Below are 12,947 nucleotides of genomic sequence, written 5' to 3'. Positions count from 1 at the left end.
GGTTCCTCCCACCCAATGCTCAGCGGCAAGCCTGGCATTGGATGGGAAATTCTGCTCGAAGCGTTAAAGCGGCCAAATGACCGGATCAAATGTCCCGGCAAAGAGAATCGCCGCACGCAGCGAGAGTGCGCCGATGAGCGCAGCTGCGCCGCCCAAAGCTGCTGACGGCAAGCTCTTCAGACAAGCTGTAATACACGGGATCAGCAGGCCGCAGCCGACCGCGCCGCCCCAGAAAAGCAGACTGGTGCTGCCCGAGACGAGGCTTTCTGCACCTGCTGCCGCACCCGGCGTACCTGAAAGCGCCGTGAGAACGAAAGCAAAAAGCACAAAGGCTTCGCCGCCGTGCACCGCCCAGCCCGCAGCATGCAGCCAGCGGGGAGACTCTGCGTCGAGCTTGCCGGCCGCTGCCAGGATTTCAATCAACCCTACCGCACAGGCCAGTCCCGAAAAAATCCAGAGCACTGGAATCGCCGCCGTTGTCCAAAGCGGCACACCCACTGCCTGAGTCAGGAGAAAGCCCGAATATGCCGTAGCGGCAACGCCCAGGACTGCGTCAAAAGCAAGTAGTCCGCAGCGCATCCCGAGGGCTGACCCTTTCGTCATCAGCCATGCCTGAAGCACAGTAACAACGCAAAGCACAGCGAGAATGCAGATGCCGATAAACATCCAGCTGGTGAAACCAAAACTCCAATGGATGAGCGCATTGAAAGCTGCCGCGGGCAAATTGAGGATGCGTCCAAGGTGGCTCACGACCAAAAGCGTGCCGACGACGGCAGCAGCCGTTGCCGCGTAATGGATCCGCCGGCTTCTGACCCAATAATTGAGAAAGAGCGACATGCCGGAGAGACCGACAAACCATAGGAAGAACGCAATCGTCCATCCCCAGTGGCTGGTGGCCGCCTGTGCGGTCAAATTCATGTATTCAGCCGTCATTTGTTCACCACCACGAAGAAATTAGGACGAGTACCTTTTTGCGGCATCAAACGTTCGGAGCGACCGTGCTGCAGACGCTGAGAAATAGCGCTTGAAGGATCGTTGATATCGCCGAATGCACGGGCCGATGCCGGGCAGGCCGCAACGCAGGCCGGATCCTTGCCGGCCTTCAGAAGCGACTCACAGCCTTTGCCCATGCATTTGACCGGAAGTCCCGTTTTTGGATGCATCCACCGTGCATCGTACGGACACGCCGTCACGCAGTAGCCGCAGCCGACACACCGGCTGGGATCGGTTTTCACCTGTCCCGTTTCCGGATCATGGCTGTTGGCGCCGAACGGACAGACCGTGATGCAGGGCGCATTCTCACACTGCTGGCATTGGACAAGCAGTTCAACGGGTCGTCGGGCGAGCTCGGCGGATACGCGCCGGATGTTCGCCGGCAGACTTTCCCATCCGGTATTTTCAGCATTAAGCATGTCCGGATAATTGGTTTGGGCACAGGCCACAATACAGGCCGAGCATCCCACGCACTGGGTAACATCAAGAAGATGCGCCAGCTTTTTATGATTTTCCATGGCTTTCTCCCGGATGACCGTCAGACGCGTACGCGGACCGAACAGTTATTGGACAAGGATCCGACCACCGGTTCACGGTAGCCCGTGCAGAACCAGTGCGAATTAATGCCTTCACGCACCCATTCGTATGCGCCGAGGTTCTGCTTGGTGCGAACGCCTCCCGAGAATCCGTGAGAGAAGAGAACGCCCGGCATGACGCGGTTGGTTATTTTCACTGTCGTGCGCCCCTTCACCCCGGTGTCGAGCCCCTCGAGCTCAACCTCCTGACCGTTCTTAATGCCGATTCGTTCGGCATCGGCCGGATTCATCCAGATGCTTCGGTCACCCAAGAATTTCGTGGGCCACGTCCACATGGCAACACCCGAGCAGGAAGAACTGTCTTTGCCCGAAATCAGCACAAACTCGTTGGAGCGAGGTTTAGGCGGCGTAAATCCCGGCGATTCCACCCAGCGCGGCAGCCCTGAAGCACCTTTGTCTTCGTACTTCTGCGTGAAATAGAAGGAAATGAGTTCAGCCTTGCCGGTAGGCGTGCCAAAGGGCTTCACGTAGGGATAAACACCCCACTTCTTCACCGCGGTCTGAGACCACCCTTGCGCTTCGACTTCCGCAGCAATACGGTCGCCGTCGCCGGGCTTAGCCTTATTCTTCGCTGCGATGAACTTGGCCCAGGCCGCATCCATCATGCCGTCATACCAGGCTTTAAACGCCTCGCGAGTCTTCAGCTCCTCCTCGAGCCCCAAGCGCTCTTTGGCACGATCCGGATAAGCACGGCGGAGGATTTCCGCAAACTGCCAGACCTCTTCGCGCGCTTCGCAGCCCTGAGGCGGCGCAATGCCCGCATCGTTTTTCTGAACGTTGCCGTTCAAAGCCCATTTGACGCCTGCATACTCATGCCACTCCAAAAAGTATGTGCACGGCAGCACGTAGTCGGCGTAGTCACATATTTCATGCGGGAAAATGTCTTGAACGACAACGAGCTCCAGCCCCATCAGCGCCTTGGCGAGCCGCGCGGAATTTGCCTCGCGGTGGAACATCGTCGTGCCGGTGAAAAAGGCAGCGCGCACCGGATAGGGCTTGCCGGTCTCAATGGCCTCAAAAACGGCGGAATACGTGCCGGACCCTTCCGGATAAAGGATCTTGTCGAGAGACTTCTTCTCGGGAGCAGTCCAAGTCTCGCCGTGCGGTCCCTTGCCTTTGCCGCCCGAAAGCGAAACGCCCGGCGCCTTAAAGCCTCCTCCCTGCGTAACCACGAAGCCGCCAGGCTGGTCAATGCGGCCGGTAAAGGCATTAATAAGGGAAAGAAGCGCAAAGTCGTGCGTGTCGTTGCCGTTGCGCGAGGCATACCAGCCGTCATCAGCCACGCCGCCCTGCGTGAAGAATTCACGCGCGACGCGAGTGATCGTTTCGGCCGGAATACCGGTTGTGCGCGCAGCTTCCTGCGGCGTCCAATGCGCTGCCGATACCGCGAATGCGCGGAAGCAGGTTTCAGCTTCAAGTTCTCGACCGTCAAGAGCCGTAATCCGAGCCGCATGATCAAGCTCAGGATCGACCCCCTCGGGTTCTGCAAAGCCTACAGCATTGCCTTTATCGTCTTTTTTCAGTCCCATCACGACATAAGAAGCCGTCTTTCGATCCATGACGACAAAAGCGTCTTCAGGCGCGCCGGCAATTATTTCTGAAGCCGCAATCGGACGGCGCGTACCCGTCTCAACGAGATAGGGCGCGTTGGTATGCCGACGAAGGAATTCAAAGTCGACAAGCTTCTCCGTAATGCCAATATGGATGAGCGAGAGCAAGAAAGCCGAGTCTGCGCCTGGGCGGATCGGTATCCATTCAGAACCCGTCAGCGCGCCTTCAGGCATGCGCGGATCAACAAACACGACTTTGGAGCCTTCGGTCTTCGCGCGGGCAACCACCGCAGCGACGCCAATCGCACAATTCAATGTGCGCCCGACGCAAAGCAGATATTTCGCGCGCGCATAGTCGGGTTCAACCTTTCCGGCGCCGTCAAAGCCCTTGCCGAACACCATGCGGCGCCCGGCAATGGATGCGGAATTGCAGGTTGATGAATGGCTGATCACATTGGGCGTGCCCAAGGCGCAGCCGAACCACTTCTGCATGGCCGAAAAATTGTGCGAAGACATGGTGACAGCTCGTTCACCGTCTTTCTCAACAATCGCCTTTACACGTTCGGCGATTTCATTCAAGGCCTGATCCCAGGAAATTTCCTGAAATTTGCCGTCACCGCGGGCACCAACGCGCTTTAAGGGCTTCTTGAGGCGCATCGGATGATTCCAAACCCACATTGCCTGTGCTCCGCGCGCGCAGCAGCCGCGCTGCGGATGGGTTGGATTCGGCATGATGCGCACCGTTTCCTGCGAAACCGGCGCACCTTTCTTATGCATTGCCAAAAGGCCGCAGTAGCCGCCGCAGACATTGCAGGCGCAAGGATGCGCCTCCCATCCGTCTGCCTTCAAAGCCTCAACCTGTTCGGCAAGCGCCTTATCAACGGGCATAAGCGCCGAGAATCCGAACGTGCCGGCCGCACCAGCCGCCGTAGCGCCGCTTAACAGCGATCGACGTGAAAAGCCGATGCTGCCCGGTCCGTCGACGGTTTTGTCTTCTCTCATGAGGGGATCTCCGTGGAAGGTTGCGCCGAAACCGTTCATGCCGCTCACCTGCGAAGAGGTTCAGCAGCGCAATAGTTCAGCGCGAAATGACCGCTTCAGCCGTTTTCATTTTTCTCATCAGCCAAAGGATGTAAGACTTTTAACCTAGCCGCTCCCCACAGGACCTCAAGGAATAACCCTTTGAAAACGGCCCTCGATATTCAATTTTCGAATAGCGTATCAGCTGAGAATCGTTCTCAACAAAAATAAAGCAACACAGAATCAAAGCTTGAGAGTTGAATGATTCTCATCCGCACCTATTTGGTACAAGTGATATCCCGCAGAAATCTGGACGCCCAATCATTTATTTTATTTTTCGGTTTATTAGATAAAGCCTATTGATTAAGGTGCTTGCAGTTCGCCTACAATTATCAGATTGAACATCCCGTCGGCGTATTCCTCTGGAAACGCCTGCATTTCCCCATTTTGAAGAAAGGCTTCATCACAATGTCCGCCATCATTCTCGGCCATAAGCACCCCGATACCGACAGCATCGTCTCGGCCATCGCCTGCACCGACCTCTACCGCCAGCGCGGCCTTGACGTCAAGGCTGCTGCCCAGGGAACGCCGGCTCCGGAAACCGCCTTCGTGCTTGAGCGTTTCGGCCTGCAAGCGCCTGAAGTCGTGACGAGCGTCGCGGGCAAGGACGTGTACATCGTCGACTACTCCGACCTCAATCAGGCGCCCGATGATTTCAAAGACTGCACGCTCAAGGGCATCGTTGACCACCATAAGCTCGGCGACATGACCTCTTCGGCGCCGCTCGAAATTGTCATCATGCCCGTCGGCTGCACGAATACGATCCTCAAGCGCATGTATGACTACCTCGGCTTTGTGCCGCCGAAGAATATCGCCGGCGCCATGCTCTGTGCGATTCTCTCGGATACGGTGATCTTCAAGTCCCCGACCTGCACCCCGGCCGACAAGGCTGCCGCGGCTGAACTTGCCGAAATTGCAGGCATTGAAGACATTGAAGCGCTCGGCATGGAACTCTTTACCGCCAAATCCGCTGTCAAGGGCGTTGCCGCACGCGACCTCATCATGCGCGATTTCAAAGACTTCAACATGTCCGGCTCGAAGGTCGGCATCGGCCAGCTTGAGCTCGTCGACCTCAAGCTCCTCGAAGACCGCATCCCTGAGCTGCTCGCTGACCTCGCCGCGCTCAAGGCCGATGGCCGCCATACCGCCATCCTGCTCCTCACGGACATCATGAAGGAAGGTTCGCTTCTGCTCATGGTCTCCGATGATCCCGCAAAGATTGCCGGTGCGTTCGGCACAACTGCTGAAGGCACGCCGTGGCTGCCCGGCGTCATGAGCCGCAAGAAGCAGGTTGTCCCCAACCTTGAAGCCGCCTTTAAGGCCTGAGACCCAAATAAGCCTCATCCCAGGCAAAGCGGGAAGATCAATGATCTTCCCGCTTTCAAGCCGTCATGAAAAACCCGCTGGAAGTTCGAAACCTCCGGCGGGTTTATTCGCTGCAGAATTTGCAGTTCTTATTCGTCCTTGACTGCCGTTCCCTTTTGAGCCTTCAGCAGATCGCGGATCTCGCGCAGAAGCTCAAGTTCTTCAGCCGAAGGAGCCGGAGCGGGCGCCGGGGCCGGAGCAGCGGCTTGGGCAGCCGCTTTGGCTTCTTCCTCTTCCTTATGCTTGGCATTGAGCAGACGATCAGCTTCAGCTGCAATGCGGGTACGAGCCGTCACAACAATTTTAATGAGCCAAAAAACGGCAAATGCAAGGAGCAGAAACTGCACGATGGCCGTTAGAAATGCGCCGTAGCCAAAAACCGTTGCGCCGGCCTTGACGAGGCCTTCATAAGTCTGCGGACCGGTGTAATTCGGGGCATCCTTGAGCACCACAAACAAATTCGTAAAATCCGGACGACCAACGAGCACGCCGAGGATGGGATTGATGATGTCCTTTACGAGGCTGTCGACGATCTTTGAGAACGCAGCGCCGATGATCACGGCCACAGCAAGGTCTAGAACGTTGCCTTTAGAAATAAAGGCTTGAAATTCTTGAAAGAATTTACGCATCTCTTGTTTTCCTTTGTTTGTGTGATGAATACTCTTTTTTGGACTAAATCAAACCTATCCTATAGGTTATAGAGCGGCACTCGGAGGCGTGCCTTTGAGGCGCTTCCTTCGAAATGCCGGTACGCCGCCAGCGGGCTTGCTGTTCCGGGCGGCAGGCAAACTGCCTGCCGGCATGCCGTCGAGCGCTTTCTGAATATTCTGCGACAACATTGCTTTTTCTGCCTGAGCCGAGCGAAAGGACTCGCGAACTTTCTGTGCCGTCCGCCGAGCTGTCGCGGGATCGATACGTTTGTTGACAATGAGGTCCGCGACGACCCGCTCCGCAAGACTGAAGTCATGAACGGCGTAGACGGAGAATGCCCAGGCAAGCCCCATGGAACCGTAATAGCTCTGAGCGGCGCAGGTCAGCACTTCGGGTGCTGAGGACAACTGAACGGCCCGCTTAAGCGGTCGTGACCCGGCCGGCGCCATGTGCGCGAGCATAAGCACCAACGCAAGCCGTATGCGCCAGAGATTCCTCGACTTGATGAGCGCATCCAAAAAGGCAAAGGCTGACGCTTCATTCTGCGGAAGTGTGAAATCCTTGACCGCTTCGCCCAGAAGGTCGCACGAAGCCCAGTTGTCTGCGCATTGAGCAAGCTTGTCGAGCCACTCCAGGCGTTTTGCAAAGGGAATGCCCTCTACCTGACTGGCAGCGAGCATTACCGTCCACAAAACTTCCTGCACATATCCCCTGCCCTGCGTACGTCGGCACTGCGCATCGCTCAGAAATGCCGCAAGCAATGACTCCACATTTTCCGCGCCCGAACGGCAAAGACGTTTCGCAGCGCTGCGGTATGCCGAAGCACGACAGCCGATTCGACCGGCAACACCCGGCATCATGACGCCGATGGTGTCGTACTGCTGCGGGATGGCGGCATGGAGGAGCTCCAAATGGAGCGCATCGAGCTGACTCACGTTAGAGGAAGCGTTCATGGGCAGTTTTCGAACCTAAAAAAGAAAGGAACACCGAAGATTAGCGCAGAAGTCACGCGTGATTACCCATCGTTTTGTGCTCAGCGTGCTCGGAGGTTATTTCGCCTGATGCAGACTCGGCCATACCTTCTCCTTGTTAGCACCCATTACATTGAGTCACATTCCGCGGGTAGAATTCGCCCACAATCGCCGCGCCGCCGCTGCTGCCATTCGTCAACACTTGGCGAACCTCGCCGCGTCCAGCGTAAAACAGACTGAAATACTTCAAGAGGACGCCAATGAGCGATACCCCCAAAAAACCAGCTGCCGATCAAAGTGCAGAAGCGGAACTTTCAAAGGCTCCCGGCATCGGCGGCTATATTTCCTTCATCGTCGCCATCCTTTTTTTCTCGGGACTGCTGATCACCGACAAATGGTGGGGCATTTTTGACTACACCATCCTCAACGGCAGCTTCGGCAACGTTGTGGCGAATGTGACGGATAAGGGCGGCGAGCTTTCGACCACCTTCTCCAACTTCCGCGGCAAGGGCGGCTCCGGCGCGATTGACGGCTTCGTCTTCGCACTGACATTGGTTCCCTCAATCATGCTCGCTACGGCCATGATTGCCGTTTTTGAATACTACGGCGCCATCCGTGCCGCCACCCGCGTGCTTAACCCGATCCTGCGCCCGCTGATGGGACTGCCGGGCTCGACCTCGCTCGCTATCGTTGCTTCACTGCAGTCGACAGACGCCGGCGCAGCACTCACCCGCGCACTTAAGGACCGCGGAGAACTGACTGAAGATGAGGTTTCTATCTTCGCAACGTTCCAGATGACCGCCGACGCAGCATTAGGCAACTTCCTTGCCACCGGCGTAGTGTTCTTTACGCTGAAGAACGCTGCCGGCGACCTCGTCGTGCCGACGACGATCGGCGTCTGCCTCGGCATCATCCTGCTCGGCAAAGTCTTCGCAGCGAATGTTATGCGTCTGCTCTGTCTGCGCAGAAGAAAGCCGTCGGCCGCGGCATAAACGCAACGAATAACGCTTTCCCCCAAACGCCTTTGCACACCAGTGCAGAGGCGTTTTCATATGGATGGTGCGATGCTTCATGTTCGCCGACAGCACTCCTTAATGAGCCCGCACGACAGCATTCGTTAAAATTAAAAAATTGATGCTACGTGGAACTTCTTTTATGCGCAGCTGGTCCTACCACCTCCTAGCCCTTTTTGTTGTCCTCTGCTGGGGCATGACGCTCGTGAGCAGCAAGGTGCTTCTCAATTTCGGAATGCAGCCCTGGGCGCTCGTTGAACTCCGCTCGGTGCTGGCCTACGGCATCCTCATCTTCCTCGCCCCCATGCAGCTCTACTCGGGCACCATGCGAGGAGAAATCACCGTAGCGCTCCTCGGCCTTACCAGTATTCCTCTCTTTTTCGGCCTGCAGACGCTGGCATTGGAACACGGAGTCGTTTCGACAACAGCCAGTCTTATCGCCATGGGGCCGCTTCTGAGCGGCCTCTTGGCCATGGCTGCGCTGCGCACCTGGAAACTTCACTGGATGACCTTTCTGGGGATCTGCACGGCAGCAACCGGTACGTTTCTGCTTTACTTTGACAACGCCGTTCTGCAGGACCTGCCGCGGCTTGGGTTTTATCTCGGCCTTGCCGCAGCCGCTGCCTACGCCGTGTATTCACTGGTCCTACGAGCGCTTGCTGATCTGCCCGCCCTTTTCGTCATGCGCAAGTCCACGGGCTACGGCATCCTGGGGGCGCTGCCTTTTTACCTGAATGAACAGCCTACCGACGCAGCCATTCTCTTTGAAGTGCCTGCTGCCGGCGCAAACCTCGTCTTTCTGGCACTTGCGGCAACGGTCATCGGATACACACTCTGGCATAAAGCTGAGCAGGAGATCGGCGCATCGGGCACGCGTTGGTACACCTATCTCAGCCCAGCTGTCGGCATTATCGGCGGCCTCTGGTTCCTCAATGAAGAGATGAGCTACATCGGCGTCATGGGCGTAGGCATGATTCTCTGCGGCGTCGTCTGCGCGCAGACAGGCCTCGTTCGAGTCGCTGCCGAAATGGCTAAACGCTGGTAGCAAATGAACTCGTTTCACGCATTCCAGCACACATTTCTGAGCTGAAACCACTTCAAAATGCATCTCAAAACGCCGGTACTGCCGGCGTTTTGCTTTTGTACATCCCGTGGAACCTATTCAACTTACCCATGTCCGAGTCAGTTCATCGCATCAACGGAAGAGGACTACCCATATACGGGAGGCGCGAATTGGGATTGAGACATACAATTTCACGCCTGCAAACAAAACTCGTCTGAGAGTGAAAAACGAATGGCCTGAAGCGATGAAGCCGGTTTATGCAGAGTTAGCTCAAAGAGGATTATTTGGTAAGTACGCTATTTTTAACGTCTCCAATTTGAATGGATATCTGAGCACATCGATGAATTGATATTCAGTAAGCTTATTTCATTCAATACTCTCTCAGCAGACCACTTAACTTGGCCACCATCTATTCCATCATTTCCATTCAATTCAAATCAGCACCCCTATATAATCAACGACAATCAATACAGAGGATACTCTCTGAACAAGCCCCTCTCATCGACCCTAATACCGCATATCGGACTCATTGCTGCATAACGATCTATTCAAGATAATTTTTTCATCCGCAGCAGCTGCAACACCATATGACTTATGACGATTAACAATTACTCGACAGCATATTCGTCTTATTTCATTCATCAATATTGCCAATACATGCCTTATGGCTTTATCTGATCGTTCTAAGATCAATAAACTTATATGCTCATCTATCTCATTGAATTGATGGATGTTGAGAGACGCTCTATCTGTGAGCAGATCCACCCATTGAAGACATCATCAGCGCAGGGCAGGCGACAGACCATTTATCCATAGACAGTCCCAAACCAAATCGGCTGCTCCGTACTCAAAACCAACTCATCTGGCGCTCAGGCTTACCATGCGAGCAGGGAGCAACGGTTGTACAGAAAATTTTAATACACATTAAAATGCGTGTTAATCAATTTAACACTAAGCAAAATTTATATAAATCCAATAATTACCCGGGATCAAGGCATCTGTTGACAACCAAAAAACACGTTCTAAACATACTTTTGCTCATTGCTGAGCGATATTTTTTAGTTTATGTTAGTTCGCATAGTCCTGCGTGTTATAATTTTCAACATCGCTTATAGGAGATGTTATGCGTCCTTCCATAGCCGTCGAAGAGTCCGTCATTCAACTCGGCTCCAATCTCCGGTCTGCCCGGCTCCGCCGCCGGCTTCCTCAGTCTGTCGTTGCTGACCGAGCGGGCATATCACTCAATACCCTTTCCAAAATTGAAAATGGAGACTGCGGTGTCTCTATTGGAAACATTGCGTCCGTGCTCAATGCGCTTGGCTTGTCCCCTCTTCTATCCGGCCTGGCTGCAGCGCAAGAGGACTCTGCAGGATTAATGCTGGAAGAAAGGAATCTGCCTCAGCGAGTGCGTTCAAAAAAGAAATCTGCCGGGCTGTGACTTGAGTCAGCTGCGTCTCTCATTCAATTGACTTATATTGAAGTGCATTCATTTCACTATTAATGAATGTCATTTCCATTAAACGCATTGGCCAATAACAAACCAGCGCTCCTCTCTATTCAAATCATCATTGACGCAACTCATTTAAACCAATCATCTGCATCCTATGTCCAAATGCTCATTTAGAAAATGGCTGATTCATTCCGATGCCATTCAGGATGAACCATTGATCGGGGAGCTTTACTTCCCGACACTGCCCTCTGAGATTGCCGCAGAGAGGACATCTGAAGAAAGCCATTCCAATGGCGAATCGATGACGGCAATGAATGAGCGGCAGAAAAAATCCCTGAACCGTCTGACAGCTGCGGAGATGAAATGGAGTGCACGAGCTATGGCGTCGCTTCAGGACAGCATTCGCTTTCGATATTCAAAAGCGTGGCTCGACAACGGTTTTCCGATTGGTGCAGATCTGCCTTTGCAGGAAGGCTTGATGAAGCCCTTGAATGCAGCACGACTGTTTGGATTTCTCGCAGATCGTGCGCTTGACGGGACTTCCGCCCTTTGGTTTGAGCAAGCTTCTGCAATGGGATCTCAGGGGACGGCAGTGCCGGCTGATGCATCCTCAATCGAGCGGCAGTCCATTTTGCTGCCCCACTGCGAAGCCCACGCCGGCGGCATTCGCATACGCAGCACAGAGGGAGAAGCGGCCGGAAGCACTCTGCCGATTCCGATGGAGTCCAATGCTGCGGCAGGCATTCCTTTAGCCATTCAGAATGCTGAACGCGGCCGCACCGATTTGCGGTCGCTTTTGGCCATTGCAGCTGCCACGACCTTGCCTGGGCGGCATTCTCCGCGCGTTGTAGTCTCTGGGCGAGATGAAGAGGTCATGACGCTCAGTCGGCTCGATGACCTCTGCAGCATCCCTGTTTGGCGCGAAATTTACATGCGTTTGGCGCGTGAGAGCGGGATTGAAACCGCTCAAACGCGTTTAAAAGACGTCCGCGGAAGCACTGCACTCCTCACGAGCCGCATTGACAGAGCAGCGGGGAAGCCGCTCTTCACGCTTTCAGCGCGAACACTGACTGCCGGCCGAATGGGTTCCTATCTAGGCATCGCCGACATCTTGAACAGCGACGGCGCCTCCCCTGCGGAGGATCTGCCCAAAGTTTGGCGGCGAATGGCCTTTGCGCTGCTTACCGGCGCAGCTGACGCCCCCGAGCGGTGGCTTTTTGTGCGGGAAGAATTCGGCTGGCGGCTGGCTCCGGCCCACGGATGGCGTCCGAATACGGGAGCCGCACGGCCAATGACTGCTGACGGGCGGCGGCCGATTGCCGCAGCCGAAGATCTGGTTCGGCTGGCGCCCTACTTTGCTATGAAAACCGCTGACGCCAAGAAAGTCCTGCTCGCCATCCGCCGTGCGACGGCGGACTGGGAGGACCTGGCTTTTTCGGCGGGGGCCGGCGCTCAGGAGGTGCGTGAGCTCGAACCCTGCTTCACCACCTACTGATGCTTGACGGCTGCTTGAGCGAAGCGGATAAAGGACGAATCCGCTTCGCGCCGTGCTGAACTCACTCAGTAATCACGCGGCTTTTCACGGAAATCGAGCTCCATGTCATACCACACCGCTCCGCCGTGCACAGACTTGGAAACGCCGCAGTTGACGTAGCCAAAGCCCTCATAAAAGGGAATGAGCTTTTCCTTGCAGGTGAGAATCAGTCCGTCGCGTCCTTCCTGACGCGCTTTTTCAATGAAAGCACGCATCAGGGTTGAAGCGCAGCCCTGATGGCGCTTCGAAGGGATCACTGCAAGCCCGAAAACCGACTGCCACCGGCCGTTGGGCACATGCAGACTGGCATTTTCAAACATATCGTCGGAAATCGTACGGTTGTTGGTAATCATGCCGTCAATCAGGCCGACAGGTTCCCCGTCCTCAAAAAGGATCAGGAAGCAGTCGGGAAAGACCGCCAGACGCTTTTCAAAGCTTTCGCGAGTAGCCATTTCGGCCTCCGGGAAGCTCTGCGCCTCAATGCTCGCAAGGATGTCCACGTCCTTAGGCGTGGCGGCACGGAGAGTAAACAAGGCAGCACCTCATGAATACGTGAATGTTCCGACAGGCAGCACAGCAGCGGCGTGACGTGCGGCCCAAATCGCGCATTTTAACTGATTCGGTCTGATTGTCCGTTGTATTCAGATCATGACGCGGATCACACAAACTTCACCGGTTCGA

Annotated in this window: 11 protein-coding genes; 5 read left to right on the top strand and 6 right to left on the bottom strand. The window is 55.2% G+C overall.

Annotation, left to right across the window (positions count from 1 at the left end; translation table 11 throughout):
* Window positions 1–63 precede the first annotated feature (63 nt).
* Genes nrfD through DES29_RS00715 form a run of 3 tightly spaced genes read right to left on the bottom strand, consistent with a single transcriptional unit; the run spans window position 64 to window position 4,141 of the window.
* Window positions 64–933 (bottom strand): NrfD/PsrC family molybdoenzyme membrane anchor subunit, encoded by an 870-nt coding sequence (gene nrfD / locus DES29_RS00725; protein WP_016474233.1) that lies wholly within the window; start codon window positions 931–933, stop codon window positions 64–66.
* Window positions 930–1,511 (bottom strand): 4Fe-4S dicluster domain-containing protein, encoded by a 582-nt coding sequence (locus DES29_RS00720; RefSeq protein WP_005432322.1) that lies wholly within the window; start codon window positions 1,509–1,511, stop codon window positions 930–932. Before DES29_RS00720 ends, nrfD begins: the two co-directional genes overlap by 4 nt.
* 20 nt (window positions 1,512–1,531) lie before the next feature.
* A complete protein-coding gene (locus DES29_RS00715) occupies window positions 1,532–4,141 on the bottom strand; it encodes a molybdopterin-containing oxidoreductase family protein (protein WP_113854330.1) in 2,610 nt (869 codons plus the stop codon).
* Window positions 4,142–4,531: 390 nt separating this feature from the next.
* On the opposite strand from DES29_RS00715, the gene DES29_RS00710 reads away from it, so the two are divergent.
* On the top strand, window positions 4,532–5,545 hold the full coding sequence (locus tag DES29_RS00710) for a manganese-dependent inorganic pyrophosphatase (RefSeq protein WP_016474231.1): 1,014 nt from the start codon (window positions 4,532–4,534) through the stop codon (window positions 5,543–5,545).
* A 128-nt stretch (window positions 5,546–5,673) separates the two neighbouring features.
* Here DES29_RS00710 and mscL read toward each other — a convergent pair whose 3' ends face one another.
* Together mscL and DES29_RS00700 are read right to left on the bottom strand one after the other, a co-directional pair.
* The gene (mscL, locus tag DES29_RS00705; RefSeq protein ID WP_005432316.1) at window positions 5,674–6,213 is read right to left on the bottom strand and encodes a large conductance mechanosensitive channel protein MscL; all 540 of its coding nucleotides are present in this window, start codon (window positions 6,211–6,213) and stop codon (window positions 5,674–5,676) included.
* A 66-nt stretch (window positions 6,214–6,279) separates the two neighbouring features.
* The gene (locus DES29_RS00700; RefSeq protein ID WP_021995745.1) at window positions 6,280–7,188 is read right to left on the bottom strand and encodes a DNA alkylation repair protein; all 909 of its coding nucleotides are present in this window, start codon (window positions 7,186–7,188) and stop codon (window positions 6,280–6,282) included.
* Between the two features lie 278 nt (window positions 7,189–7,466).
* On the opposite strand from DES29_RS00700, the gene DES29_RS00695 reads away from it, so the two are divergent.
* From DES29_RS00695 to DES29_RS00680, 4 genes are all read left to right on the top strand, one after another.
* Window positions 7,467–8,198, top strand: coding sequence for a nucleoside recognition domain-containing protein (locus DES29_RS00695; RefSeq protein ID WP_016474229.1), 732 nt, complete (start codon window positions 7,467–7,469; stop codon window positions 8,196–8,198).
* A gap of 163 nt (window positions 8,199–8,361) precedes the next feature.
* Window positions 8,362–9,264, top strand: coding sequence for a DMT family transporter (locus tag DES29_RS00690; protein ID WP_016474228.1), 903 nt, complete (start codon window positions 8,362–8,364; stop codon window positions 9,262–9,264).
* Window positions 9,265–10,405: 1,141 nt separating this feature from the next.
* Complete coding sequence (locus tag DES29_RS00685; protein WP_016474227.1) at window positions 10,406–10,720, top strand: helix-turn-helix domain-containing protein; 315 nt, start codon at window positions 10,406–10,408, stop codon at window positions 10,718–10,720.
* Between the two features lie 166 nt (window positions 10,721–10,886).
* Window positions 10,887–12,227, top strand: coding sequence for a HipA domain-containing protein (locus DES29_RS00680; protein WP_016474226.1), 1,341 nt, complete (start codon window positions 10,887–10,889; stop codon window positions 12,225–12,227).
* A 65-nt stretch (window positions 12,228–12,292) separates the two neighbouring features.
* On the opposite strand, the gene DES29_RS00675 is transcribed toward DES29_RS00680, so the two are convergent.
* Entirely contained in the window at window positions 12,293–12,799 is a 507-nt protein-coding gene (locus DES29_RS00675; RefSeq protein ID WP_005432306.1) for a GNAT family N-acetyltransferase, read from the bottom strand.
* Window positions 12,800–12,947 lie beyond the last annotated feature (148 nt).

The sequence above is a fragment of the Sutterella wadsworthensis genome (genome assembly GCF_003315195.1).
In the GTDB taxonomy this organism is placed as follows: Bacteria; Pseudomonadota; Gammaproteobacteria; order Burkholderiales; family Burkholderiaceae_F; genus Sutterella; species Sutterella wadsworthensis.
This window is presented reverse-complemented; position numbering and strand designations above follow the sequence as displayed.